Source organism: Sphingomonas baiyangensis, assembly GCF_005144715.1.
Taxonomy (GTDB): Bacteria; Pseudomonadota; Alphaproteobacteria; order Sphingomonadales; family Sphingomonadaceae; genus Sphingomonas; species Sphingomonas baiyangensis.
On record NZ_SWKR01000002.1, the window covers coordinates 1,381,728 to 1,406,073 of the forward strand.

Sequence of the window (24,346 nt, forward strand, 5' to 3'; positions counted from 1 at the left end):
ATGCTGCTGGCGCTGCTGATGCAGGCCACCGCCCCGGCCGTGGCGCCCCCGCCCGTCGTCCCGACGACGCCGCCGATGCGGCGCGGTCAGCAGATCGAATGGCAGGTGCTGCCGCCGATGCCCTATCGCGAGCCACCGCAATTGACCGAGGCGATGACGCAGTTCGTCGCCGCCGAAGTGGCATCGGGCCGGTGCCGCCCGCACGCCTCGCGCGGCACCCGTCATCGCATCCAGGCCGATGTCGCGGTGCTCGTCACTCCCGAGGGCGGCGCGCGCGTGACGATTCCTCGCGCCATCGCCTGCCCCACCGTCGAGCAATATGCCGCCGGCCTGGTGCTCGGTTTCGCGCGCAACAACCTCTCGACGCGATCGAGCGTGTCGCAATGGTTTCGCGCGACGCTGACGTTCGAATGGACGGCGTGACGCTCAGCGACGCACAGCTCGGACGCTATGCCCGCCATATCGTGCTGCGCGAAGTTGGCGGCTCAGGGCAGGCCCGCATCGTCGCCGGCCATGTCGCGGTGATCGGCGCGGGCGGCATCGGATCGCCCGCCATCCAGTATCTGGCGGCCGCCGGCGTGGGGCGGCTGACGCTGATCGACGACGATCGCGTCGACCAGTCGAATCTCCAGCGCCAGATCCTGTTCGGCACCGATGATGTCGGCACTCCCAAGGTAGCCGGCGCACGCACAGCCGTAACTCGCATCAACCCCGACGTGGCGGTCGAGGCGATCGATCGCCGGATCGATGCGCACAATGCCGCCGAGCTGCTCGCCGATGCCGATGTGGTGATCGACGGATCGGACAGTTTCGCGACGCGCCTTGCGGTTGCCGACGCGGCACTGGAGCTGCGCATTCCGCTGGTTTCGGCGTCGGTCGCGCAGTTCGAGGGGCAGCTAGCCGTCTATCGCGGCTGGCGGGCGGGGTCGCCCTGCTATCGCTGCTTCGTCGGCAATCCGCTCGATGCGCCCGAGGCGACCTGCGCCGAAGCCGGCGTGCTGGGCGCCGCCGCCGGCGTCGTCGGCAGTCTCGCGGCGGTCGAAGCACTGCGCGCCCTCGCGCCGTTCGGCGACGATCCTGATGGACGATTGCTGCTGATCGACCTGCTGGCGATGCGCTTTCGCAGCGTCGCGCTGCCGCAGGATCCCGGATGCACGGCATGCGCGGCCTGACGCTGATCGTCGCTTCGGCCGATGCGGCGCGTTATCGCAGCGCGCTGACGCTCGCCTGCGCGCAGGCGGCGCTTGGCGGGCGCGCGCGGCTGTTCCACGACGACGCGGCGGTCACGCTGCTTGCCACCGGACCGCTCGATGCCACGCTGGCGCAAGCGCGCGCGATGGACGTGAAGCTCATCGTGTGCCAGACCGCGCTCGACGCGCATGGCCTGACGATCGGCGATCTGCACGAAGGCTCCGAGGGTGGCGGGATGATAAGCCTGCTCGCCACGATCGAGGACGACCGGCTCGTGTTCGTCTAGAGACGGTTTCAGCAGAGCTGAAACAGCGCGGCACCGGCCCGCTCCCCCACCCGGCCACCCATGAGGATAGCCTGGCTGGGTGGCCGGGTGGGGGAGCGGGCCGGTGCCGCTTCAGCGTAGGCTGCAAACGACTCTCGCCGCGTGGTTGCCGTCGCGCGTGCCCTGTGGCACAGGCGCGCGCTGGTCTTCATCCCCGGAGCTCGCGTGTTCGATTTTCTCCGCAAGGCGCGCAAGACCGTCGCGCCGCGCGTCCCCGATGGCGAGCGTATCTACGCCATCGGCGACATTCATGGCCGCGCCGATCTGCTCGACCGCCTGGTCGCCGCGATCGAGCGCGACAGCGCCGCGCGCGGCCCGGCGCGCGTGCGCACCATCTTCCTCGGTGATCTGGTCGATCGCGGCCCCGATTCGGCAGGCGTCGTCGATCGCGTGATGCGCCGCTGCGCTGCCGATCCCGACAGCGAATGGATTGCGGGCAATCACGAGGAAGTGTTCGCGCTGGCGATGACGGGTGACCGCGAGGCGATGCGCTTCTTCGTGCGGATCGGCGGGCGCGAGACGATCCAGAGCTACGGCGTGAGCGACGCGGAGTTCGACCGGTTCGACCTGACCGAGCTGATCGAGCGCGCCGAGCAGGTGGTGCCGCCCGAGCATGTAGCCTTTCTCGCCACGCACCGCGACATGATCGAGGCAGGCGACTATGTGTTCGTCCATGCGGGCATCCGCCCCGGTGTGCCGCTCGACAAGCAGCGGCGCGAGGATCTGCGCTGGATCCGCAAGGACTTCCTCGATCATCGCGGCAATCTGGGCAAGATCGTGATTCACGGCCATACCGTGACCGACATGGTCGACGAGCAGCCCAATCGCATCGGCATCGATACCGGCGCTTATGCCAGCGGCCGGCTGACCGCGATCGCGCTCGAAGGCGAAGAGCGCTGGTATCTGGATACCGGGGAGGCGTGAGCGAGGCAGCCGCCCCGCCGGCGCGCTGGCGGTTGGCGCTGCTGTTCGGATTGCTGGGCTTCGCCGCGGGCCTGCCCTTCTACCTGTTCTCTACGGTGCTGGCGCTGCGGCTGGCGCGCAACGGCATCGACCTTGCGACGATCGGCTTCTTCGCGTGGGTGACGCTGCTGCCGACGTTCAAGTTCCTGTGGGCGCCGCTTGTCGACCGCTATGCCATCCCCGGCTTCGCGCGCTTCTGGGGACGCCGGCGCAGCTGGATCCTCGCGGCGCAACTCGGCATCGCCACGAGCATGGCGGGGCTTGGCATCACGCATCCCGATACCAGCCTAGGACTGACCGCGTTCTGGGCGGTGCTGCTTGCTTTCTGGACGACGACGCTCGAGATCGCCGCCGATGCCTGGCGGATCGAGGTGGCGCCGACCGCCGAGGCGCAGGGGCCGCTGGTATCGGCGACTTTGTGGGGTTATCGCAGCGCGATGGTGGCGGCGGGATCGGGCGCGCTGATCCTTGCCGACAGCGCCGGCTGGATCGCGGCCTATCTGGCGATCGCGCTCGTGGCGCTGGCACCCTTCCCCCTGCTGGTTGCGACACGGCCCGAAGCGGGACTCGGGGGCGGGCGCTGGGTCGCGCTCACAACGGGTCTCGCGGCTACGGCGGTGCTCCTCGCCGCCATGGCCGCGCTGGTGTTCGCGCTGGGATGGCTGGTGCTGGGGGCAGCCTCGCAGATTGGAGTGAGCGCTGGCAGCAACGTCACGCCGTTCGTGCTTATCGTCGCGATGGCGCCGTTCGTGGCGATGGCGATCGCCACGCCGCGGATCGCGAAGCTGGGACCGGCCGCACCGCTGCGCACGTCGCCGATGCTCGGGCCCTATGTCGACATCTTTTGGCGCTACGGGCTGGTCACGCTGGCGCTGATGGCGTTCGTGTCACTGTATCGGATGGGCGACGTGCTGGCGCTGACGCTCTCGAAGCCGCTGGTCAACGCGCTCGGCTATACGCTGACGCAGATCGGCGTGGCCGATGGCGCCGTGGCGCTTGCGTCGAGCATGGTGGGTGTGGGTCTTGGCGGATGGGTCGCGGCGCGTTGGCGGCGCGGCGCCGCGCTGGCATCGGGCGCAGCACTCGCGGCCCTCGGCAATTTCGCGCTGGTGTGGCTGGCATGGCAGCCCCCTTCCCCACTGGCACTGTATGTCGCGACGGGGCTCGATCAGTTCGGCAACGGCTTCGCGGGCACGGTGTTCGTCGTCTATCTGTCGCTGCTGGTGAACCCGCGTTTTGCCGGCGCGCAATATGCCTTCCTCTCGGGGTTCGCATTCCTGCTGCCGCGGCTCGTCGCGGGATCTTCAGGCGTCATCGCGCAGGATATCGGCTATGCAGGCTTCTTCGCGCTGTCGGGCGCGCTCAGCCTTGCGGCGATCCTGCTGCTGCCCTGGGTGCATCGCCCCGTCGCACGGAGCGACGACGCATGACGATCGCGGCGATCGCGCGTGCTGCCTTCGTGCCGGCGCTTTCGGCGGTCGAGGCGGGGCGCATTCCCGGCGCCACGCTGGGTGTCGTGACCGCCGGTGGCCACCGCCATGTCGAAACGTCGGGTCTCGCGCAACGCATCCCGACGCCCGAGCCGCTCACGCGCGGCCACTGGTTCGACCTCGCCTCGCTCACCAAGGTGATCGCCACGGCGCCGACGATCCTTCGCCTGGCCGATGCGGGCGCGCTCGATCTCGATCGGCCCATCGCCGATGTGATCCCCGATCTGCGCCAATATGATCCCGCCGGTGCCGCCGAGCGACGCATCACGGTGCGCGAGTGCCTGATGCACGACACGCATCTGCCCGCGGTCGAGCCGATCTACACCTATGGCGACGATCCGTGGCGGCTGCGGCATTTCGTGCTCCAGCGCGAATGGCGCGCGGGGCCGCCGGTCTATTCGGACATCAACTACATCCTGCTCAGCATCGCGATCGAGCGGCTGACGGGCGGTACGATGGCCGAGCTCCCGATGCCCCCCGGCCTCGGCTGGGCGTCCGATGCCGCGATCAGCGTCGCCACCGAATATTGCCAGTGGCGCCGCCGCATCTTGAAGGGCGAGGTGCATGACGAGAATGCGTTCGCGCTCGGCGGCGCCGCGGGCCATGCCGGGCTGTTCGGCACCGTCGATGGTGTGCTCGATTTCGCGCAAGCCCTGCTCGACGGCAGCGGCGCGTCGACCGCGGCGCTCGGCGCGATGCGCAGCGCCAACGCGCGCGGACGAAGCTGCGGGTGGGAAGTGCGCATTCCCGGCTGGCCGGGCGGCGATGCGTGCTCGTCGGCGACGATCGGCCATACGGGCTTCACCGGCACCGGGCTCTGGCTCGACTTCGATCGCGGCATCGGCTGGACGCTCTTGACCAACCGCGTGCATCCGACACGCCATTTCGACAGCGGCATCTTCGCGCTGCGTCCCGCGACGGGCGACGCGCTGATCGCGGCATGGGACGCTGCTACAGCGCGCTCAGATCGCCGGGGCGGTTGACGTTAGGCAGATCGCCGTCGGCCTCGACTGTGGCGGCACCGATACTATGCGCCCAGCCGACGACCGAGCGGTCGTCGCCGTGTTCGAGCCAGCGTTCGAGCGACGCAAATGCGGCAACGGGCCAGCGCCCCATGACGGGCGACTGGCGGACATAGGCCGCGCCCGGCATTGCCGTAAGGCTGGCGACAAGAGCTTCGGGCACGCGAGGCATGTCGCAGGCGATGGTGAGGACGCCCGTATGCCCTTCGGCCGCTGCGACCTTCAGCGCGCCGCAGATGCCGCCGAGCGGTCCGAGGCCTTCGCGTGGCCAGTCGTGTACGGTGCGGCCGACAGGCGCTTCCGATCGTCCCACCACGAGCAAGTCGGCCACCCAGGGCGCGAGGATGGCGGCGGCATGCGCGATCAGCGGACGATCACCGAGCAGCGCCAGCGCCTTGTCGCTGCCGAAGCGGCGCGCCTCGCCGCCGGCGAGCACAACGCCGAGCAGCGTCATTGCGCGTCGAGCCACAGCATCGCGTCGGCGCGCGCGAGCATCACCAAAGGCAGGCCCGCCTCGGCCGCGCGCGCGATGGCGAGGTCGCTCGCCGCCGAGATCGTGACCAGCATCGGGCAGCCGGCAAGCGCCGCCTTCTCGACCAGCTCGTACGAACAGCGCGAACTGAGCAGCGCGAAACCCTGCTCCCAACCGATGCCCTGCCGCGTCATCGCGCCGATGAGTTTGTCGAAGGCATTGTGCCGGCCGACATCCTCGCGAACGAGCCGGATCGCACCGTCGCTGGCGCACAGCGCCGCGGCGTGCACCGCTCCCGTCTCGCGGTTGAGCGGCTGATGATCGCGCAACGCGGCGAGCGCTGTGAACAGTGCCTCGGGCTGTGCGATGCTGTCGGCGGTCACGCGCGGCAGCGGGCGCAGCGCCTGTTCGAGATTTTCTATGCCGCACAGGCCGCAGGATGCATCGGATATGCGGTGGCGGACGCGTGCCTGAACACGCTCGGCGGCGGCGGCCTGCAGCGTGATGCGCAGCAGATGCCCCGCATCGAGCAGCAACGGCTCGATCTCGATCACCTCGTCGCGGCGTTCGATGAGCCGCTCGCTCTGGAGGAAGCCATGCGCGAAATCGTCGAGGTCGCACGGGGTCGCCATCATCACGGCATAACCGATGCCGTTGATCTCGATCGCGATCGGCCGCTCTACGGCAACGCGGCGATCAACGGACGAGCTGACGCCGTCGGCCCCCATCCGAATGCATGCCGCCGTCGCGACGTTCGGAGACGGGGCTGCCATGGCCTTTGTACTGCCACGCAACATCGCCGTGCGCCAGCCGTTGACTTCGCGCGCCCCCAGCCAACCGAGGTACCAGCATGGCCGAACAGCACGCCGACCAGCCCGAGATCGAAGCCTATGACGGGCCTGCCGGCGGCTGGGGATCGGTCCGCTCACTTGCCGACATTCTGCCGCGCGAGCGGCTTGGGCCTTCGGCGCTCGCCGAGCTGGCGCGGCAGAACAAGCCCGAAGGCTTTGCCTGCGTGAGCTGCGCCTGGCCCAAGCCCGCCGAGCCGCACGCTGCAGAGTTTTGCGAGAACGGTGCCAAGGCTACGGCATGGGAACTGGCGAGCCGGCGCACCACGCCCGACTTCTTTCGCGAGCACAGCCTCACCGAGCTTCGCGGCTGGAGCGACTATCGGCTCGAGGAAGCCGGGCGGCTGACGCACCCAATGCGCTACGATGCGGCGACCGATCGCTACGTGGCGGTCGAATGGGACGAGGCATTCGACGCGATCGGGGCAGCATTGCGCGCCTGCGATCCGAAATCGGCGGTATTCTATACCTCGGGTCGCGCGAGCCTTGAGACGTCGTTCCTCTACGGGCTCGCAGCGCGCGCTTATGGCCACCAGAACCTGCCCGACAGCTCGAACATGTGCCACGAATCGACGTCGGTGGGGCTGAAGGCGGCAATCGGCGTACCGGTCGGCACGACAAGGCCGCATGACTTCGATCACACCGACCTGATCCTGTTCTTCGGCCAGAACCCCGGATCGAACGCGCCGCGCATGCTGCGCGACCTGCGCGCTTGCCGCAAGCGCGGGGTGGAGATCATCACCTTCAATCCGCTGCGCGAACGCGGGCTCGAGCGCTTCACCGATCCGCAGAACCCGCTCGAGATGGCGACGGGCAGCGAAACCAGCATCTCGACGCAATATCACCAGGTGAAGACCGGTGGCGACCTGGCGGTGATGACGGGCATCGCGCGCTGCCTGCTCGAATGGCACGATGCGGCGCTGGCGAACGGCGAGCCGGGCGTGCTCGATACCGACTTCATCGAACGCCATACGCACGGGTTCGACGCGTTCGAAGCGGCGATCCGCGCGGCCGACTGGACGGCGATCGTCGACGAAGCGGGACTTACGCGCGATGCGATCGAGGCGGCGGCGCGGGTCTATGCGCGATCCTCCGCGGTCATGGCGATCTATGGCATGGGGCTGACGCAGCATGTGAAGGGCGTCGCCAATGTGCGCATGCTGGTGAACCTGCTGCTGATGCGCGGCAACATCGGCAAGCCCGGTGCCGGCCCAACGCCGGTGCGCGGCCATTCGAACGTGCAGGGCCAGCGCACCGTCGGCATCACCGAAAAGACCGAACTCGTGCCCGTCGAACGGATCGAGGCGCTGTACGGCTTCACCGCGCCGCGCGAGAAGGGACTCGACACGATCGGCGCGTGCCGCGGCATCGTCGACGGGCCGGTGCGCGCCTTTATCGGCCTGGGCGGCAATTTCCTGCGGGCGGTGCCCGACAGCGACGCGATCGAGGCGGCGTGGGGCAAGCTCGACCTGTCGGTGCAGATCGCGACCAAGCTCAACCGTAATCACCTGTTCCCCGCGCGCGATACCTATCTGCTGCCATGCCTCGGCCGCATCGAGCGCGACGTGCAGGCAGGGCGCGCGCAGGCGGTATCGGTCGAGGATTCGATGAGCGCGATTCACGGCTCGCGCGGCCGCGTCGAGCCGGCCAGTCCGCACCTCAAATCCGAGACGCGGATCGTCGCCGAGATCGCGCGCCGCATCGTGCCCGCGAATCCGCGCCTGCCCTGGGAAGCATGGACTAATAACTATGGCCTGATCCGCGACGCGATCGAAGCGACGTGGCCTGAGCAGTTTGCCGACTTCAACGCGCGGATGTTCACCCCGGGCGGCTTCTGGCGCGGCAACAAGGCGGCCGAGCGGATTTGGGAGACGCCGAGCGGCAGGGCCGAGTTCGACGTCCCCGACACGCTCAACGCGACGGGGTTCGACGACGCGCCGGGCCGCTTCCGGCTGATGACGCTGCGCTCGAACGACCAGTTCAACACCACCGTCTACGGCTATCATGATCGCTTTCGCGGCGTGAAAGGCACGCGCGACATATTGTTCATGCACCCGGCAGACATTGCCGAGGCGGGGCTGGCCGAGGGCGCGACAGTGACGCTCGAAACCGACGCGGGCGACGGCGTGACGCGCCGGCGCACCGGCCTGATCGTCACGCCATATGCGATTCCGCGAGGTTGTCTGGGCGCTTATTATCCCGAGGCGAACGTGCTGATTCCGCTCGAGCATCATGCCGAGCAAAGCCACGTCCTCGCTGCCAAATCGGTGCCGGTGCGGATCGTAACCGACTAAATCGCTGACTTCGAACGCTCATGTACGACAGCGTTCAAAAAATATTTTCCCGGCTCTTGCAATGTTGCGGGTGCGAACGCACCTGAGCGAAAACAACGACAATCAAAGTCTCGTTCGCAAGGGGTCTGGCAATGCGTATTCAGTCCGCAGCGCGCACCGGCGTGCTTCTCGCGTTGGCGGCGCTTGCCGGCTGTTCGGGCGAGACCGCCCCGCCCGCGCCCCCACCAATGCCCGTCACCGTCGCCACGCCGGTCGCTCGCGAGGTGCGCGACTGGGACGAATATGTCGGCCGTTTCGAAGCGATCCAGGATGCCGAGGTTCGTCCGCGCGCGACCGGGCAGATCGAGCGCGTTCTGTTCACCGACGGCCAGCGCGTGGGCCAGGGCGAGCCGCTGTTCATCATCGATCCGCGCCCCTACCGCGCCGCGCTGGCCAATGCCCGCGCGCAGGCGCAACGCGCCCAGGCGACGCTCGCAAACGCGCGCAGCGTGGCCCAGCGTACCGAAAAGCTGCTCGCCGTGAATGCCGTGAGCCGCGAGGAATATGAGCAGCAGGTCGCCGATGTGCGCACCGCCGAGGCCGATCTTGCAGCCGCACGTGCAGGCATCGAAACCGCCGAGCTCAACTTGAGCTTCACGACCGTGCGTTCGCCGATCGCGGGACGGGTATCGAACCGGCGCGTCAGCCGCGGCAATTTCGTCGCCGAGGGTGAGACCGTGCTGACGCGCGTCGTCTCGGTCGATCCGATCTGGTTCACCTTCGACGGTGCCGAGAGCTTCTACCTCAAATATCGGCGGCAGGATCAGGCGGGCGTGCGCGGTTCGTCGCGCGATACCGCCAACCCCATCGAAATCCAGCTCGCCGACGAGAGTGGCTTCAACTGGCGTGGCCGCATGGATTTCGTCGACAATGCGATCGATCCCAATTCGGGGACGATCCGCGCACACGCGGTGATCCAGAACCCCGACGGTTTCCTGACGCCCGGCATGTTCGGACGCGCACGCCTCGTCGGGTCGGGCAGCTATCGTGCGCTGCTGATCCCTGACGCGGCGATCGTGACCGATCAGACGCGCAAGTTCGTGTGGGTGGTGGGCGCCGACAACAAGGTGGCGCAGCGCCCGATCGAGACCGGTCCGCCTGCCGACGGGCTGCGCGTGGTACGCGAGGGCCTGACGCCGCGCGACCGTGTCGTCATCGAGGGCATCACAGCGTTGCAGCCCGGCGCACCAGTGCAGCCCAAGCCCGGCCGCATCCAGTTGAAGCCCGGCAGCGGATCGCCGGCATCGAACCCCATCGCGGTACCGCCGGCGGCCGAAGCCGAAGCGGCGAACTGACATGAAGTTCCCGCACTTCTTCATCGACCGCCCGATCTTCGCGGCGGTGCTGTCGATCCTCATCCTCGTGTTCGGCCTGGTCGCGCTGCCCACGCTGCCGGTGCAGCAATATCCCGAGATCGCGCCGCCCACGGTGGTGATCGCCGCGCAATATCCCGGCGCATCGGCCGAGACGCTCGCCGAGACGGTGGCCGCGCCGATCGAGGAAGCGGTCAACGGCGTGGAGAACATGATCTACATGTCGTCGTCGAACACCGGCGACGGACAGGTGCAGATCACCATCACCTTCGCGCAGGGTACCGACGCCGATCAGGCGCAGGTGCTGGTGCAGAACCGCGTCGCCTCCGCCGAGCCGCGCCTGCCCGAGCAGGTGCGGCAGATCGGCGTGACGGTGCTGAAACAGTCGCCCGACTTCCTGCTGATCGCGCAGTTCTTCTCGCCCGACGGCTCGCTCAGCCAGGAATATGTGTCGAACTATATCGGCACGCAGGTGCTCGACCAGATCTCGCGCGTCAACGGCGTGGGCAATGCGCAAGCGTTCGGCAGCCGCGACTATTCGATGCGGATCTGGATCGATCCCGATCTGGCGGCCGCGCGCAACATGACCGTCGACGAGATCACCAATGCCGTGCGCGCGCAGAACGTGCAGGCGGCGGTGGGCACGATCGGCCAGCCGCCGTTCAACACCGGCCAGACCGCGTTCCAGCTCGGCCTCCAGGCCGAAGGACGGCTGACGACGCCCGAGCAATTCGGCGCGATCGTGCTCAAGCGCAGCGAGGGCGGCGCGCTGACACGGCTACGCGACGTTGCGCGCATCGAGCTCGGTGCCGAGAATTACGCGATCAACGTGTTCCTGAACGGCAAGGCATCGACCGCGATCGCGGTAAGCCAGCTGCCCGGATCGAACGCACTCGACACCGCCGATGCGGTCATCGCCGAGTTCGACCGCATGGCCGAGAGCTTTCCGCCGGGCATGTCGTATGCCATCGCCTACAACCCCACTGAATATATCTCGGCATCGATCGACGCGGTGTTCGCGACGCTGATCGAGGCGGTGATCCTCGTCAGCATCGTGGTGCTCGTCTTCCTCCAGAGCTGGCGCGCGGCGATCATCCCGATCCTCGCGATCCCGATCTCGCTCGTCGGCAGCCTCGCGGTGCTGCTCGCCTTCGGCTATTCGCTCAATTCGCTGTCGCTGTTCGGTATGGTGCTGGCGATCGGCATCGTCGTCGACGACGCGATCGTGGTGGTCGAGAATGTCGAGCGGCTGATGGAGGAGAAGGGCCTGAGCCCGCTCCAGGCTGCGCACGAGACGATGGACGAGGTGTCGGGCGCGCTGATCGCGATCGCGCTGGTGCTGTGCGGCGTGTTCATCCCGACGAGCTTCATCCCCGGAATTTCGGGCACTTTCTACCAGCAGTTCGCGCTGACAATCGCCTCGGCGACGGCGATCTCGGCGTTCGTGTCGCTCACGCTGTCGCCTGCCATGGCGGCGCTTGTCCTCAAGCCCAAGGCGCATGACGCCGAGCCGCGTGCCGGCTGGCGCGGCCTGCCCGGCCGCTTCGCGCGCGGCTTCAATCGCGGGTTCGACTGGCTCGCCGACCGCTACGGGCGGCTGACCGCCAGGACGATCCGCAAGCTCGGCATCGTCGCCGTCGTGTATCTGCTGCTCATCGCGATGACCGGCTGGCGCTTCTATGCGACGCCCACCGGCTTCATCCCGCCGCAGGACCAGGGCTTCGTCATCGCCGCTGCCCAGCTGCCGCCGGGCGCCTCGCTCGAGCGCACGACCGAGCTGGTGCGCCAAGCCAATGCGCTCGCCAAGCAGAACCCGGCGGTCAAGGACACGATCATGCTCGCCGGCCTCGACGGCACGAGCTTCTCGGCGGCGCCCAATGCGGCGACGATGTTCATCACGCTCAAGCCGCAGGGCGAGCGTGCGCATTCGGACGTGATCGCCAACGAGCTGCGCGGCGCCTTCGGCCAGCTGAGCCAAGGCATGGTGCTCGTCATTCCCCCGCCCCCCGTGCCCGGCATCGGCACCGGCGGCGGCTGGAAGATGATGATCGAGGATCGCCAGAACCGCGGCTATGCGGCCCTCGAAGGCGCGGCGATGCAGATGATGATGAAGGCCAACCAAGCCGAGGGCATCGTCGGCGCGTTCAGCCTGTTCAACACGCGCACGCCACGCCTCTACGCCGACATCGACCGCGAGCGCGCCGAGCAGCTGGGCGTGCCCGTGGGCAGCGTGTTCGCAACGCTCGGCACCTATCTGGGATCGGCTTATATCAACGATTTCAATTTCTTGGGCCGCACCTTTCGCGTAACGGCGCAGGCCGATGCGCCCTATCGCGACCAGGCGTCCGACGTGGGCCGGCTGCGAGCCCGCTCGGCGAGCGGGCAGATGGTGCCGCTCAACGCGGTGATGACGCTGCGCGACGACAGCGGGCCGTATCGCGTGGTGCGCTACAACCTCTACCCCTCGGCCGAGTTGCAGGGCGATACCGTTCCCGGCTTTTCGACGGGCCAGAGCCTTGCGACGATGGAACGCATCGCCAACGAGACGCTCCCTGACGGCATGGCCTTCGAATGGACCGACCTCGCCTTCCAGCAGAAGCAGGCGGGCAATACCGGCGTGATCGCCTTCGGGCTCGCGGTGCTGTTCGTGTTCCTGCTGCTCGCGGCGAACTACGAGAGCCTGACGCTGCCCTTCGCCGTCATCCTCATCGTGCCGATGTGCCTGCTGGCGGCGATGCTGGGCGTCAACCTGATGGGTATGGACAACAATATCCTGACGCAGATCGGGCTTGTCGTACTCATCGGGCTGGCCGCGAAGAACGCCATCCTGATTGTCGAGTTCGCCAAGCATAACGAGGATGGCGGCGAGGATATGTACAAGGCGGCGCAGCATGCCGCGGCCCAGCGCCTGCGCCCGATCCTCATGACCTCGATCGCGTTCATCCTCGGCGTGCTGCCGCTGGTGATCGGCTCGGGGCCGGGATCGGAGCTGCGTGCCGCCCTGGGCGTCGCGGTGTTCTTCGGGATGATCGGCGTGACGCTGTTCGGCCTGCTGTTCACCCCCGCCTTCTACGTCATCAGCCGCCGCTTGGGCGATTGGGCGGGCAGCCTGCGCCGCCGCCGTACCACGCACGCCGCGACGCCGCAGGGAGAAGCCGCATGAAGCGGATCGCCGCACTCACCGCCGCGCTGATGCTGTCGGCCTGCGCCGTCGGCCCCGATTATGCGCGCCCCGCCCCGCCGGGTGGCATCACCGCCGAGGCGACCTTCGCCGAGGCGCAGCGGCTGTCGGCAGTTTCAGCCGCGCAATTGCCCGAAAAATGGTGGCAGCTCTACGACGATCCCGCGATCGACCGGCTGGTCGCCGAGGCGCTGACGCACAATACCGACATCCGCGTCGCCGCTGCGAACCTTCAGCGTGCTCGCGCATTGCTGAGCGAGGCGCGCGGCCGGCGGCTGCCCAGCACCGACGTGGCGGCGCAATATACGCGCCAGCGCACCGGATCGAACCAGTTCGGCGCACAGTTCGGCGAGGGGCAGCAGATTCCCTCGTTCGAGACCGACTTCTTCACGCTCGGGCTCGACGTCGGTTACGAGCTCGACCTGTTCGGCGGGGTCAGCCGCGCTGTCGAGGCTGCACGCGGCGATGTCGCAGCTGCCGCCGCGCAGGTCGATGCCGCACGCGTGTCGGTCGCGGGCGAGACGGCACGCGCCTATGCGCAGGCATGCAGCAACGCCAGCCAGCTCGCCGTCGCGCGCGAGACGGTGAAGCTCCAGCAGCAGACGCTCGACCTCACGCGCCGGCTGTTCGAAGCCGGGCGCGGCCAGCAGCGCGATGTCGAGCGCGCCGACGTGCTGCTCCAGCAGACGCAGGCGCAGCTCCCCGCGCTCGAGGCCGAGCGGCGCGCATCGCTCTATGCGCTGGCGACACTCACCGGCCGCCCGCCCGCCGAGATCGACGCCACTGCCAACGCCTGCGCCCGCCCGCCGCGCGTGGCGCAGGTCATCCCCGTGGGCGACGGCCGCGCGCTGCTCGCGCGCAGGCCCGATGTACGCCAGGCCGAACGCCAGCTCGCCGCCGATACCGCGCGTGTCGGCGTGGCGACGGCGGCGCTCTATCCCTCGATCCAGCTGCTCGGATCGGTGAGCTTGGGCTCGACGCAGCTGAACAACCTGATCGACGACGACAGCTTCAACTTCTCGCTCGGGCCGCTCATCTCGTGGAGCTTCCCCAACCAGACTGCCGCGCGCAGCCGGTTGCGCCAGGCCGAGGCGGTGGCCGAGGGCAGTCTGGCGAGTTTCGACGGCGTGGTGCTGACGGCGCTGCGCGAAGTCGAGCAGGCGCTTGCCCGCTATGCCGGCGAACTCGATCGCAACCGCAGCCTGCAACGCGCCGAGCGTGCGGCAGGCGAAGCCGCACGCCTCTCGCGGCTGCGCTTCGATTACGGCGCCGAGAGTTTCCTGCAGCTGATCGACGCCGAGAGCGAGCGCGCAAACGCCCGCGCCGCGCGCGCGCAATCGGACGCGGCGCTCGCCGACGCACAGGTCAATCTGTTCAAGGCGCTGGGCGGCGGCTGGGAGAACGCGCCCGAGGTCACGCGGCGCGAGACAGCGGCAGTAGAGCGGTAGGACGGGGATTAACCCACACTTCCGTCTTCCCGAGTGATGTCGAGGCATTCGACGGCGCAGCTTCGGCTTCGCTCCACACGAACGGGTTAGGGTGAGGTCACTCGCGTTTGCCGACCGCGATATCGAAATGCAGCACGTCCTCGCGCATACCCAGCTTGGTGTAGAGCGCGATCGCCGGATCGTCGCCATGATCGGCCTGTACAAAGATGACCCATGCGCCGCGGCGTGCCGCTTCCGCGCGCAGCCTTTCGATCAGCGCGGTGGCGATGCCGCGGCGGCGCCATGGCGCGGCGACCGCGAGATCGTAGATGTAGATCTCGCTGCGCGGCTGCTCGAACTTGCGCAGTTCATAGCTGGCCAGCGCGCCCACCACCGCGCCGCTCGCATCGATCGCCGCGACCGCGATGAAATCGCGCCCAGCCAGCAGATCGGCCAGATACGCATCGTCGGGCTGGTTGCCGCAATAGCTGTCACGATCCTCGAACGCCTCGGCGAACAGAGCCAGCATCGCGCGCAACAGCGGCGCGTCGGCGGCGCCCAGCAGGCGAATGGCGGGCGCGGCCGGATCGGCTGCGCCCACCGTCATCTCATTCGGCGCCCTGATAAATGTCGACGAGCTTGTCGAGCATCGCCAGCGCCTCGTCGCGCGGCCGCTGGAAGGTGTTGCGGCCGATGATCGAGCCGTTGCCGCCGCCATCGCGAATGTCGCGCGCGTCCTGATAGACGGCATCGGCGCCCTTGGCCGCTCCACCCGAGAACACCACGATACGGCGCCCGTCGAAGCATGCCTTCACGACATGCGCGACGCGCTTCGCCTGCGTCGAGCCGTCGAACTCGGCATAGGCCTTCTTGGCGTCCTTCTGCTCGATATGGTCGCTCGGCAGCTTCACCTTGATGATGTGCGCGCCGAGCAGCGCCGCCATGTGCGCGGCATAGGCACCGACATCGAGCGCCAGCTCGCCGTCCTTCGAAAGCTTGCCGCCGCGCGGATACGACCAGATGACGGTGGCGATGCCGACCGACTTGGCCTCGGCGGCAAGTTCGCGGATTTCCTCCATCATGTCGAACACGTCGTCGGCGCCGGGATAGATGGTGAAGCCGATGGCGGCGCAGCCGAGCCGCAACGCATCGTCGACGCCGCCGGTCACTGCCTGGTTGATGCCCGTCGCCCACGAATTCGAGCTGTTGACCTTGAGGATCGTGGGGATCTGGCCCGCGAAGCTGTCGGCGCCTGCCTCGAGCATCCCGAGCGGGGCTGCATAGGCGCTGAGGCCGGCGTCGATCGCGAGCTGGTAGTGATAGTGCGGGTCATAGGCAGCAGGGTTGATCGCGAAGCTGCGCGCCGGCCCATGCTCGAACCCCTGATCGACGGGCAGGATAATCATCTTGCCGGTGCCGCCAAGACGGCCCTGCATCAGCATGCGATAGAGATTGGCCTTTACGCCGGGATTGTCCGACTCATAATTGGCGAGAATGGCCTTCACCGTCGGCGTCATGCGGTTCCCCTGTCGCTGCATACGTATGTTGCTGGCCGCTTAGCCGCGCGCGGACGGCGGGGCAACAGCGCGCCGTTCAGCGCGCCAGCGCGGCGACCCCCGGCAGCTCGCGCCCTTCCATCCATTCGAGAAACGCGCCGCCTGCGGTCGACACGAAACTCATCTCCTCGGCCACGCCGGCTTGGTTGAGCGCCGCCACGGTATCGCCGCCGCCCGCGACCGACACCAGCGATCCTTCGCGCGTGAGCGCCGCGGCGGTGCGCGCCAGCGCCATCGTCGCGGCGTCGAAGGGCGGCGTCTCGAACGCGCCCAGCGGACCGTTCCACACCAGCGTGCGGCAGGTCTTGAGCACGTCGCCAAGGGCCTCGGTCGCGGCGGGGCCGATATCGAGGATCATCTCGTCGGCGGCGACCTCATGCACGTTGCAGGTGCGCAGCGAAGGCGGGTTGGGCGCGAACTCCTTCGCGACAACGACATCATAGGGCAGATGGATGGTGCAGTTGGCGCGATCGGCCGAATCGAAGATCGCCTCGGCCACGGGCACCAGATCATGCTCGCACAGGCTCTTGCCGACATCGACTCCGCGCGCGGCGAGGAAGGTGTTGGCCATGCCGCCGCCGATGATGAGATGATCGACGCGCCCTACCAGATGCTTGAGCACATCGAGCTTGGTCGAGACCTTGGCGCCGCCGACCACCGCGGCAACGGGATGCTCGGGCGCACCCAGTGCCTTGTCGAGCGCATCGAGCTCGGCTTCCATCTGCCGCCCAGCGAACGCCGGCAGACGGCGCGCCAGACCCTCGGTCGAGGCGTGTGCGCGGTGCGCGGCGGAAAAGGCGTCGTTGACGTAGAGATCGCCGAGCGCGGCGAAGCGATCGACCGTCTCGGGCGCGTTCTTCTCCTCGCCACCGAAGAAGCGCGTATTCTCGAGCAGCGCGATGTCGCCGGGCTGGAGCATCGCGGTCGATTCGGCGTCACCCTCCCAGTCGACATAGCGCACGTCACGGCCCAGCACGTCGCTGAAGGGTCGCGTCAGCTGCGCGGTGCTGTGCTCGGGCGCGGGCACCTTCGGCCGGCCGAAATGCGTGAGCACGAGGACGATCGCCCCGCGATCGGAGAGTTCGCTGACGGTGGGCACCGCGGCACGCAAGCGCGTGTCGTCGCCGGGCTTGCCATCGGCCATGGGTACGTTGAGATCGGCGCGCACCAGCACGCGCTTTCCCGTCACGTCGCCCATATCGTCGAGCGTCTTGAATGCGCGTGCCATCAATCGTTCCTATCCGTCTGATATCGTTATCGCATCGCCGATGACGACGCGGCCGCCCGAGATGACCTTGGCAAGCACGCCGCCACGCCAATCAGGCGTCAGCGCGGCCTTCAGCCCGTCGGCGATCTCCTCCATGCGACTGCACGGATCGCACTCCTGCGTGACCTCGAGCACCACGTCGCCGATCCGCAGCCGCGCGCCCGGCAGCTGCGGCAGATCGAACTCCTCGACGAGCAGATTGGCGCGGCGGTGCCACCAGTCGAGCGAATGCCCCGTCTCGGCCATCGCGGCCGCCCAGTCGCCCGCCTCGATCAGCGACACCTGCCGCCGCCCCTTGCCGCCGGGGCGGATCGCACCGCGGAAATCGCCCGCCAGCCCGCCGTCGACGCTTACCATCACCTGGTCGAGCGTCTCCATCGGGCCGCGCGCGCGCGCGTGGCGGGCAATACCCGCGATGCGCCCGCCCATCTCAGATCAGCTTAGCCATGGCGCTGGCGGTATCGACCATGCGGTTCGAGAAGCCCCATTCATTGTCGTACCAGCTGACGACGCGCACCAGCTTGCCGTCGATCACCGCGGTTTCGAGGCTATCGACGGTCGAGCTGGCGGGCGTATGAACGATGTCGATCGAGACCAGCGGCTCGTCGCTATAGGCGAGCACGCCCTTGAGCGGACCGTTCTCCGACGCATCCTTGAGCAGCTTGTTGACTTCCTCGACGCTGGTGTCGCGCGCCGGGGTGAAGGTGAGATCGACCAGGCTGCCGTCGGGCACCGGCACGCGCACCGCCGAGCCATCGAGCTTGCCCTTGAGTTCGGGCAGCACCTCGCCCACCGCGCGCGCCGCGCCGGTGGTGGTGGGGATCATCGACATGCCGGCAGCGCGTGCGCGGCGCAGATCGGGATGGATCTGGTCGAGGATTTTCTGGTCGTTGGTATAGGCGTGGATGGTGGTCATCAGCCCGCGCTCGATGCCGATCGCGTCGTTGAGCACCTTGGCGACGGGCGCGAGGCAATTGGTGGTGCAGCTTGCGTTCGAGACGATGGTGTGGCCCGCTTCGAGCTTGTCGTGGTTGACGCCGTACACCACCGTGAGGTCGACACCCTTGCCGGGGGCCGAGATGAGCACCTTCTTCGCACCCGCTGCGAGGTGTTTCTCGCAAGCCGCCTTGTCGGTGAAGAAACCCGTGCATTCGAGCACCAGATCGATGCCGTGCTCGGCGTGCGGCAGGTTGGCGGGGTCGCGCTCGGCAGTCACCTTGATGCGCTTGCCGTCGATGACGAGATCGTCGCCCTCGGCAGCGACGTTGCCGGAATAGCGGCCATGCACCGAATCGCGCGAAAACAGCCATGCGTTCGACTTCGCATCGGCGAGGTCGTTGATCGTGACCAGTTCGAGACCGCTTTCGGGACGCTCGAGGATGGCACGCGCCACCAGCCGGCCGATACGCCCGAAACCGTTGATCGCAACCTTGGTCATGCGCTTACTTCTCCTGCACTTGCAGCCGTTCCCTCACGGCGCGGGTGATGTTCTCGGGCGTCAGGCCGAACTTGGCGTAAAGATCCTTCGCCGGTCCCGACGCGCCGTAGCGATCGATGCCGAAGCGCAGGCCGTTGACCATCGTATAGCGCTCCCAGCCAAGCGTCGCGCCCGCCTCGATCGAGACGCGCAGCAGCGCCGCGGGGTCGATATCGGGCAGGATGTCGGCGCGATAGGTGGCGGGCTGCGCGTCGAACCGCTCCCAGCACGGCATCGACACGACATCGGCACCGATGCCCTCGGCCTCGAGCCGCGCACGGACCTTGACTGCGATCTCGACCTCCGAGCCCGTAGCGATCAGGATCACGCGGCGCGGCGCTTCGGCGGCAAGCAGGCGATAGCCGCCGCGTGCGGCTTCCATTCCGGCGGCGGTGCGCAGTTGCGGCAGGTTCTGACGGCTTAGCGCCAGTACCGAGGGACCGTCGCTCCGCTCGAGCGCCGCGATCCAGGCCTCCGCCGTCTCGACGGTGTCGCAGGGGCGCCACACATCGCAATTGGGGATGAGCCGAAGGCTGGTAAGGTGCTCGATCGGCTGATGCGTCGGCCCGTCCTCGCCCAGCCCGATCGAATCATGCGTCATGACGTAGACGACGCGCGCGTTCTGGAGCGCCGACAGGCGAATGGCGGGGCGGCAATAGTCGCTGAACACCAGGAAGGTGCCGCCATAGGGCACGATGCCGCCGTGCAGCGCCATCCCGTTCATCGCCGCCGCCATGCCGAACTCGCGGATGCCGTAGTAGATGTAGCGGCCGCCATAATTCTCGGCGGTAAGTGCCTGCGTCGCCTTGGTCTTGGTGTTGTTCGATCCAGTGAGATCGGCCGAGCCGCCGACCAGATCGGGGATCGCGGCGGTGAGCGCCTCGAGCGCCATCTCGCTCGCCTTGCGCGTGGCGACGGTCTTGGGGTCGGCCAGCAACCCGGCGATATAGGCCTCGCCCACACCCGCTACATCGGGAAGATCGCCGCGCATGCGACGCTCGAACGTCTCGCGATCCGAGTGATTTGCGAGCCGATCCGCCCATGCGGCGTGAACGTCGGCGCCACGCTTGCCGGCGCGCAGCCACGCCTCGCGCACATCGTCGGGCACCACGAACGGCGCATGGCTCCAGCCAAGCGCGGCACGCGCGCCTTCGATCTCGCTCGCACCGAGCGGCGATCCGTGGCTGCCCGAGGTGCCGGCCTTGGTCGGCGCACCCTTGCCGATGATCGTGCGGCAGCGGATGAGGCTCGGCAGGTCGCTCGCGAGCGCCTCGTCGATCGCGCGCGCGATATCCGCCATGTCGTGCCCGTCGCATTCGGCGACGTGCCAGCCCGATGCGCGGTAGCGTGCCGGGATATCCTCGCTCGACGAAAGATCGACCGCACCGTCGATGGTGATGCGGTTGTCGTCCCACAGCACGTTGAGGCGACCGAGCTTAAGGTGGCCGGCAAGGCCGACGGCCTCGTGGTTGATGCCTTCCATCAGGCATCCGTCGCCGGCGATCACCCAGGTGCGATGGTCGACCAGGTCGTCGCCGAAATGCGCGTTGAGATGCCGCTCGGCGATCGCCATGCCCACCGCCATCGCGAAGCCCTGCCCCAGCGGACCGGTGGTGGCCTCGATGCCGGGAAGCTCGAAATTCTCGGGATGGCCCGCACACGGGCTGCCGACCTGGCGGAACGCCTCGATATCGTCGATCGTGGGGCGCGCATGGCCGGTGAGGTGCAGCAGCGCATAGATTAGCATCGATCCATGGCCCGCCGATAGCACGAACCGATCGCGATCGGCCCAGTGCGGGTCGGCGGCGTCGAACTTCAGATAGCGCTGCCACAGCACCGTCGCGACGTCGGCCATGCCCATCGGCATGCCCGGATGCCCCGAATTGGCGGCCTCGACCGCGTCCATCGCCAGCGCGCGGATCGCGTTCGCGCAATCGCCTTCGATACCCTGCATCGCACCCCCTGGGAGCCGGCGCGCTGGACGCATCGAGCGAATCCGCACGCCATGAAAAAGCCGCCACGCCTTTGCGGACACTGCGCCGCCGCGTCAACCGCAGCCACTGCGCACCAGCGCTCGCCGGACTGCCCCGAACGTCCGATCGGATCGCGGCGGGCAAGGCTTGTCCGACGCTGACGTCATGCTATCCCCTGGCGCATGAACGCTCCATCGCCGCCCGCCGCCGTCGATCGTATCGAGCGCGCCGTCGCCCGCATCGAGAAGGCCGCCGCCGCGCGCGCCCATTCGGCCGATGCGCTCGCGCGTCGTCATGCGGCGCTGCGAGCGCGCATGGAAGAAGCCGTCACCGCGCTCGACGATCTGATCGCGCGCGAGGATCGGCGCGGCTGATTCGCGTGACGCAGGCAGGGGGGCCGCACTGATGGGCGAAGTTTCGATCTCGATCGCCGGGCGCGTGCACAAGGTGCAGTGCCGCGATGGCGAGGAGGCGCATCTCGAACGGCTGGGCGCGCGGCTCGCAGCGCATGGCGAGGCCGCTACGCGCGCATCGGGCGGCATGTCGGCCGAACGGACGATGCTGTTCATCGCGCTAATGCTGGCCGACGATCTGGTTGAAACCGAAGCGCGCCCCGCCGAGGCGGTGCCGGCGATGCTGCTCGATCGCGTGGCCGATCGGCTCGAAGCCGTCGCCGCCGCTCTTGAGGAAGCGCCCGCGAACGCCTAGATTGGATAGCGGCGGGTACTGCCCGGCACGAGCCGTTGCGATTATCCCTGAGGCGATAGAACCATCCATGGGAGCCGTCCCTGCCCGGGCCCTGGTCCGACGTATATGGCGCCCACCTGACGTTACTGGCGTCAGAGGATTTTCAGGTAAACGACCATGGCGGTCCCGCCACCTTCCGACATGATCGATACCGATGCCATCGCCGCGCGAAAGCGCGCGATCCGCAGCGACATGCGCGCCGCACGCGCCGCGTTCGCGCATTCGGTTGATGCCCGCGCGATCGTGCCGCCGCCAGCCTATCTCGAACGGCTGGCCGCACGGCCCATCGTCGCGACCTATCTTCCCATAGGAGGCGAGGCCGATCCTGCCCTGCTGGTCGATTCCGCGCGCGCGGCCGGCTGCACCTTGGCGCTGCCGTTCGTGACAAGTCGCGCCGAGCCCATTCGCTTCGTCATCTGGGACGAAGGCGTTCCACTTGAATCCGGACCGTTCGGGCTTCGCCAGCCGCCGGCCGATGCGTGCACGATCGACCCCGCGATCGTGCTCGTGCCGCTCGTGGCGTTCGACGCGCGATGCCACCGGCTCGGCCAGGGGGCCGGGCATTATGATCGCGCGCTCGCCGCCCGCTCGCGCGCCTGGCGACTGGGCGTGGCGTGGAGCATGCAGCAGGTCGAAAGCGTGCCAGTCGACGCATTCGACGTGCCGCTCGACGCCATCGTTACCGAGCGCGATTATCTGGAAGGCCGAAGCTGATGCAGCCCAACTGGCGCAAACCCGCCGGCATGTTCGCGATCCTTGCGCTGATTCTCGTATGGTCGGTGCTCGTGGCGAGCTTCTCGGGCGTGATCGGGCAGCTTCCGGGCATCGTGCAGGCGCTGGTCTATCTGGCGGCGGGTATCGTGTGGATCCTGCCGCTCAAGCCGCTGCTGCGCTGGATGGAAAGCGGCGGCGATCACATATAGGCGAGGCCGTAATAGGCGTGGAGCTGCTGCGCATAGGGCAGATCGTAGCGCGGTTCCTCGTCCTCGTAGCTCGGAGCGCCCTCGATCTGCTCGCGCGTGAGGTCCACGACATAGGCGCCTTGCGCGCGATCATAGTGCAGCGCCTGCCAGGGCAAGGGGAAATGGCGGTGGCCGATGCCGAGAATGCCGCCAAAGGCGAGCACGGCATATTCGACCTGTCCCGACGCGCGATCGATCAGCAGCCGTTCGACATGGCCCAGCTTCTCGCCGTCGCGGTTGTGCACTGCGGTGTCCTCGACACGATCGGATGCGATCAGCCGCTCGCCCGGGCGGGACGGTTCTGCCATGGCGACGCTCTCCTGCTCGACCGGCGCGTCCCTGCGACCACCGTTGACAGATCAACGCATCAGGACGCCGAGGTTTCGACAAAACGCGACGAGCCGAGCACGAATGTCCGTATGCGCGCTGCCCGGATGCAAAACGCGCCCGCATGCCGGTCGGCATCGGGCGCGTCTGGTTTCACGATGGCGCGAGTGACGGGGCTCGAACCCGCGACCTCCGGCGTGACAGGCCGGCGCTCTAACCAACTGAGCTACACCCGCTTGGCCTTCGTGAGGAGGCGGCCTCTAACCGTGCCCCCAAGGGCTGTCAACTCGCCTCGGGCGGCTTTTTGAGCAAAGCATCGATGCCGCGCGGCGGCTCCTTCACCAGCGTGCCGTGCTCGAACAGGAAACCGGCGATATCGGGCTTGCCGGCAGCGCCGAGCACCGTCTGGATGATGATGAGCAGCGGCACCGCCAGCAGCGCGCCGGGCGTGCCCCACACCCAGCCCCAGAAGCTCAGCGAGACGAGGATGAGGATCGGGTTGATCGTCAGCCGGTGGCCGACGATCAGCGGCGTGATGACATTGGCTTCGATTAGGTGCGCGCCGGTCATGATCGCCGCTGGCAGCAGCGCCAGCCAGACATCGCTGAAGGTCATCAGGCCGCCGAGCGCCAGCAGGAGTGCTGCGATGACCGGGCCGAAATACGGAATGTAGTTGAGCAGGGCGACGATGCCGCCCCACATCAGCGGCGTCGGCATCCCCACCACCCAGAGCGCACCCGCGACGGTAAGCCCGAGCAGGATGTTGATGAGCGTGATGGTGCCGAGATAGGCCGAGGTATCGTCGACCACGTCCTGGATGACGCGCGCCGTCGCCATCGCGCCGCCGAAGCTCTGGCGGCTGGTGATCGCCGCCTTGCGCAGCCGCGTCCAGCCGCTCAGGAAGAAGTAGATGACGAGGATCGCGAAGAAGAATTCGATGATCGCCGAGGGCGCCGAGGTGCCCACCCAGTCGATCAGCCCGGTAGGCGGCGGCGCGGCGGTGACGGTCGCCGCCTCGCGCGCCGGCGCGGTGGCGAAATTCTCAATCGTGCGGTTCACGAAGCGCTCGGCCGACGAATAGAAATCGATGAGCGGCGCGATGTTCGACTGGATGCGCTCGATACGTTCGGGGAGGATGCGCACCCATTGCCACGCCGGCAGCACGATCGATGCGAGCGCGGCATTGGCAACCGCGAGGAACAGCACGACGCAGGTGAATGCTGCCAGCGGCGCGGGCACGCGCCGCCGCTCGAGCCACTCGAGCGCCGGCACCAGCGCGATGGCGATGACGAAGGCTGCGGTGAGCGGCAGGAAGAAGGGCGATCCGGCCTGGAGCGCGAAGGGCATTGCGAGCAGCAAGCCCACGCCCGCCATCAGGGTGAGCGCGGCGAGCAGGCGATCGCGGCGCAGCTCCTCGCTTGCAGACGGCTCGGGCAATTCGGCGGCATGCGCGGTGCCGGGCACCAGCGATG

At 68.0% G+C, this 24,346-nt stretch carries 24 protein-coding genes and 1 tRNA gene; 14 read left to right on the forward strand and 11 right to left on the reverse strand.

The annotated features are described in order from the left end of the window. The 6 genes from FBR43_RS09955 to FBR43_RS09980 all read left to right on the forward strand — a co-directional run bounded on the left by FBR43_RS09955 (position 1) and on the right by FBR43_RS09980 (position 4,952). Positions 1-423, forward strand: a complete 423-nt coding sequence (locus FBR43_RS09955) for a hypothetical protein (RefSeq protein ID WP_136944142.1) — start codon at positions 1-3, stop codon at positions 421-423. Continuing rightward, positions 420-1,172 (forward strand): HesA/MoeB/ThiF family protein, encoded by a 753-nt coding sequence (locus FBR43_RS09960; protein WP_169542572.1) that lies wholly within the window; start codon positions 420-422, stop codon positions 1,170-1,172. The genes FBR43_RS09955 and FBR43_RS09960 overlap by 4 nt, the downstream gene beginning before the upstream one ends. Beyond that, positions 1,160-1,477, forward strand: a complete 318-nt coding sequence (locus tag FBR43_RS09965) for a DsrE family protein (protein WP_136942994.1) — start codon at positions 1,160-1,162, stop codon at positions 1,475-1,477. Before FBR43_RS09960 ends, FBR43_RS09965 begins: the two co-directional genes overlap by 13 nt. 204 nt (positions 1,478-1,681) lie before the next feature. Beyond that, a complete protein-coding gene (locus tag FBR43_RS09970) occupies positions 1,682-2,440 on the forward strand; it encodes a metallophosphoesterase family protein (protein WP_136942995.1) in 759 nt (252 codons plus the stop codon). Then, complete coding sequence (locus FBR43_RS09975; protein ID WP_136942996.1) at positions 2,437-3,909, forward strand: MFS transporter; 1,473 nt, start codon at positions 2,437-2,439, stop codon at positions 3,907-3,909. The genes FBR43_RS09970 and FBR43_RS09975 overlap by 4 nt, the downstream gene beginning before the upstream one ends. Then, positions 3,906-4,952, forward strand: a complete 1,047-nt coding sequence (locus FBR43_RS09980; RefSeq protein WP_136942997.1) for a serine hydrolase domain-containing protein — start codon at positions 3,906-3,908, stop codon at positions 4,950-4,952. Before FBR43_RS09975 ends, FBR43_RS09980 begins: the two co-directional genes overlap by 4 nt. Here the strand turns inward: FBR43_RS09980 and mobA are convergent. Both mobA and fdhD read right to left on the reverse strand, forming a co-directional pair. After that, the gene (gene mobA, locus FBR43_RS09985) at positions 4,921-5,445 is read right to left on the reverse strand and encodes a molybdenum cofactor guanylyltransferase (protein WP_136942998.1); all 525 of its coding nucleotides are present in this window, start codon (positions 5,443-5,445) and stop codon (positions 4,921-4,923) included. The genes FBR43_RS09980 and mobA overlap by 32 nt on opposite strands. After that, positions 5,442-6,191: a formate dehydrogenase accessory sulfurtransferase FdhD gene (gene fdhD / locus FBR43_RS09990; RefSeq protein WP_249276533.1), complete on the reverse strand. Its 750-nt coding sequence runs from the start codon at positions 6,189-6,191 to the stop codon at positions 5,442-5,444. The genes mobA and fdhD overlap by 4 nt, the downstream gene beginning before the upstream one ends. Positions 6,192-6,313: 122 nt before the next feature. Here fdhD and FBR43_RS09995 point away from each other — a divergent pair, with 122 nt between their 5' ends. From FBR43_RS09995 to FBR43_RS10010, 4 genes are all read left to right on the forward strand, one after another. Beyond that, on the forward strand, positions 6,314-8,605 hold the full coding sequence (locus FBR43_RS09995; protein ID WP_136943000.1) for an FdhF/YdeP family oxidoreductase: 2,292 nt from the start codon (positions 6,314-6,316) through the stop codon (positions 8,603-8,605). Positions 8,606-8,736: 131 nt separating this feature from the next. Next, positions 8,737-9,939, forward strand: coding sequence for an efflux RND transporter periplasmic adaptor subunit (locus tag FBR43_RS10000; RefSeq protein ID WP_249276534.1), 1,203 nt, complete (start codon positions 8,737-8,739; stop codon positions 9,937-9,939). Between the two features lies 1 nt (position 9,940). Continuing rightward, positions 9,941-13,120: an efflux RND transporter permease subunit gene (locus FBR43_RS10005; RefSeq protein ID WP_136943001.1), complete on the forward strand. Its 3,180-nt coding sequence runs from the start codon at positions 9,941-9,943 to the stop codon at positions 13,118-13,120. Beyond that, positions 13,117-14,586: an efflux transporter outer membrane subunit gene (locus tag FBR43_RS10010; protein WP_136943002.1), complete on the forward strand. Its 1,470-nt coding sequence runs from the start codon at positions 13,117-13,119 to the stop codon at positions 14,584-14,586. Before FBR43_RS10005 ends, FBR43_RS10010 begins: the two co-directional genes overlap by 4 nt. Before the next feature lie 97 nt (positions 14,587-14,683). Here the strand turns inward: FBR43_RS10010 and FBR43_RS10015 are convergent, their stop codons facing one another. The 6 genes from FBR43_RS10015 to tkt form a co-directional block, all read right to left on the reverse strand. Beyond that, a complete protein-coding gene (locus FBR43_RS10015; protein ID WP_136943003.1) occupies positions 14,684-15,172 on the reverse strand; it encodes an AAC(3)-I family aminoglycoside N-acetyltransferase in 489 nt (162 codons plus the stop codon). A 1-nt stretch (position 15,173) separates the two neighbouring features. Next, a complete protein-coding gene (locus tag FBR43_RS10020) occupies positions 15,174-16,082 on the reverse strand; it encodes a class I fructose-bisphosphate aldolase (RefSeq protein WP_136943004.1) in 909 nt (302 codons plus the stop codon). Between the two features lie 76 nt (positions 16,083-16,158). Next, on the reverse strand, positions 16,159-17,349 hold the full coding sequence (locus tag FBR43_RS10025) for a phosphoglycerate kinase (RefSeq protein ID WP_136943005.1): 1,191 nt from the start codon (positions 17,347-17,349) through the stop codon (positions 16,159-16,161). A 9-nt stretch (positions 17,350-17,358) separates the two neighbouring features. Next, positions 17,359-17,817, reverse strand: coding sequence for an MOSC domain-containing protein (locus FBR43_RS10030; protein WP_136943006.1), 459 nt, complete (start codon positions 17,815-17,817; stop codon positions 17,359-17,361). Between the two features lies 1 nt (position 17,818). Beyond that, positions 17,819-18,826, reverse strand: a complete 1,008-nt coding sequence (gene gap, locus FBR43_RS10035; RefSeq protein ID WP_136943007.1) for a type I glyceraldehyde-3-phosphate dehydrogenase — start codon at positions 18,824-18,826, stop codon at positions 17,819-17,821. 4 nt (positions 18,827-18,830) lie between these two features. Next, positions 18,831-20,819 (reverse strand): transketolase, encoded by a 1,989-nt coding sequence (gene tkt, locus FBR43_RS10040; protein WP_136943008.1) that lies wholly within the window; start codon positions 20,817-20,819, stop codon positions 18,831-18,833. A 201-nt stretch (positions 20,820-21,020) separates the two neighbouring features. Between tkt and FBR43_RS10045 the strand changes: the two genes are divergently transcribed. The 4 genes from FBR43_RS10045 (at position 21,021) to FBR43_RS10060 (ending at position 22,508) form a co-directional block, all read left to right on the forward strand. Beyond that, positions 21,021-21,212 carry a hypothetical protein gene (locus tag FBR43_RS10045; protein WP_136943009.1) on the forward strand — a complete coding sequence of 64 codons (192 nt, stop codon included), beginning with the start codon at positions 21,021-21,023 and terminating at the stop codon, positions 21,210-21,212. Between the two features lie 31 nt (positions 21,213-21,243). Continuing rightward, positions 21,244-21,546, forward strand: coding sequence for a cell division protein ZapA (locus FBR43_RS10050; protein ID WP_136943010.1), 303 nt, complete (start codon positions 21,244-21,246; stop codon positions 21,544-21,546). Positions 21,547-21,726: 180 nt separating this feature from the next. Continuing rightward, positions 21,727-22,299, forward strand: coding sequence for a 5-formyltetrahydrofolate cyclo-ligase (locus FBR43_RS10055; RefSeq protein ID WP_136943011.1), 573 nt, complete (start codon positions 21,727-21,729; stop codon positions 22,297-22,299). Further along, positions 22,299-22,508, forward strand: a complete 210-nt coding sequence (locus tag FBR43_RS10060) for a DUF2842 domain-containing protein (RefSeq protein ID WP_136943012.1) — start codon at positions 22,299-22,301, stop codon at positions 22,506-22,508. The genes FBR43_RS10055 and FBR43_RS10060 overlap by 1 nt, the downstream gene beginning before the upstream one ends. Here the strand turns inward: FBR43_RS10060 and FBR43_RS10065 are convergent. The 3 genes from FBR43_RS10065 to FBR43_RS10075 form a co-directional block, all read right to left on the reverse strand. Beyond that, entirely contained in the window at positions 22,499-22,855 is a 357-nt protein-coding gene (locus FBR43_RS10065; RefSeq protein WP_136943013.1) for a PRC-barrel domain-containing protein, read from the reverse strand. The genes FBR43_RS10060 and FBR43_RS10065 overlap by 10 nt on opposite strands. A 178-nt stretch (positions 22,856-23,033) precedes the next feature. Next, positions 23,034-23,110, reverse strand: a tRNA-Asp gene (locus FBR43_RS10070). A 46-nt stretch (positions 23,111-23,156) separates the two neighbouring features. Next, positions 23,157-24,341, reverse strand: a complete 1,185-nt coding sequence (locus tag FBR43_RS10075) for an AI-2E family transporter (RefSeq protein ID WP_394344049.1) — start codon at positions 24,339-24,341, stop codon at positions 23,157-23,159. Positions 24,342-24,346 lie beyond the last annotated feature (5 nt).

What these genes read in the sequence shown, in the direction of transcription:
- tkt (WP_136943008.1), bottom strand. Translation starts at nt 20,819, where the DNA reads ATGCAGGGTATCGAAGGCGATTGCGCGAACGCGATCCGCGCGCTGGCG.
- FBR43_RS09965 (WP_136942994.1), top strand. Translation starts at nt 1,160, where the DNA reads ATGCGCGGCCTGACGCTGATCGTCGCTTCGGCCGATGCGGCGCGTTAT.
- gap (WP_136943007.1), bottom strand. Translation starts at nt 18,826, where the DNA reads ATGACCAAGGTTGCGATCAACGGTTTCGGGCGTATCGGCCGGCTGGTG.
- FBR43_RS10030 (WP_136943006.1), bottom strand. Translation starts at nt 17,817, where the DNA reads ATGGGCGGGCGCATCGCGGGTATTGCCCGCCACGCGCGCGCGCGCGGC.
- FBR43_RS10005 (WP_136943001.1), top strand. Translation starts at nt 9,941, where the DNA reads ATGAAGTTCCCGCACTTCTTCATCGACCGCCCGATCTTCGCGGCGGTG.
- FBR43_RS10050 (WP_136943010.1), top strand. Translation starts at nt 21,244, where the DNA reads ATGGGCGAAGTTTCGATCTCGATCGCCGGGCGCGTGCACAAGGTGCAG.
- FBR43_RS09980 (WP_136942997.1), top strand. Translation starts at nt 3,906, where the DNA reads ATGACGATCGCGGCGATCGCGCGTGCTGCCTTCGTGCCGGCGCTTTCG.
- FBR43_RS10015 (WP_136943003.1), bottom strand. Translation starts at nt 15,172, where the DNA reads ATGACGGTGGGCGCAGCCGATCCGGCCGCGCCCGCCATTCGCCTGCTG.
- FBR43_RS09955 (WP_136944142.1), top strand. Translation starts at nt 1, where the DNA reads ATGCTGCTGGCGCTGCTGATGCAGGCCACCGCCCCGGCCGTGGCGCCC.
- FBR43_RS10025 (WP_136943005.1), bottom strand. Translation starts at nt 17,349, where the DNA reads ATGGCACGCGCATTCAAGACGCTCGACGATATGGGCGACGTGACGGGA.
- FBR43_RS10000 (WP_249276534.1), top strand. Translation starts at nt 8,737, where the DNA reads ATGCGTATTCAGTCCGCAGCGCGCACCGGCGTGCTTCTCGCGTTGGCG.
- fdhD (WP_249276533.1), bottom strand. Translation starts at nt 6,191, where the DNA reads ATGGGGGCCGACGGCGTCAGCTCGTCCGTTGATCGCCGCGTTGCCGTA.
- FBR43_RS10060 (WP_136943012.1), top strand. Translation starts at nt 22,299, where the DNA reads ATGCAGCCCAACTGGCGCAAACCCGCCGGCATGTTCGCGATCCTTGCG.
- FBR43_RS10045 (WP_136943009.1), top strand. Translation starts at nt 21,021, where the DNA reads ATGAACGCTCCATCGCCGCCCGCCGCCGTCGATCGTATCGAGCGCGCC.
- FBR43_RS10020 (WP_136943004.1), bottom strand. Translation starts at nt 16,082, where the DNA reads ATGACGCCGACGGTGAAGGCCATTCTCGCCAATTATGAGTCGGACAAT.
- FBR43_RS10065 (WP_136943013.1), bottom strand. Translation starts at nt 22,855, where the DNA reads ATGGCAGAACCGTCCCGCCCGGGCGAGCGGCTGATCGCATCCGATCGT.
- FBR43_RS10055 (WP_136943011.1), top strand. Translation starts at nt 21,727, where the DNA reads ATGATCGATACCGATGCCATCGCCGCGCGAAAGCGCGCGATCCGCAGC.
- mobA (WP_136942998.1), bottom strand. Translation starts at nt 5,445, where the DNA reads ATGACGCTGCTCGGCGTTGTGCTCGCCGGCGGCGAGGCGCGCCGCTTC.
- FBR43_RS10010 (WP_136943002.1), top strand. Translation starts at nt 13,117, where the DNA reads ATGAAGCGGATCGCCGCACTCACCGCCGCGCTGATGCTGTCGGCCTGC.
- FBR43_RS09995 (WP_136943000.1), top strand. Translation starts at nt 6,314, where the DNA reads ATGGCCGAACAGCACGCCGACCAGCCCGAGATCGAAGCCTATGACGGG.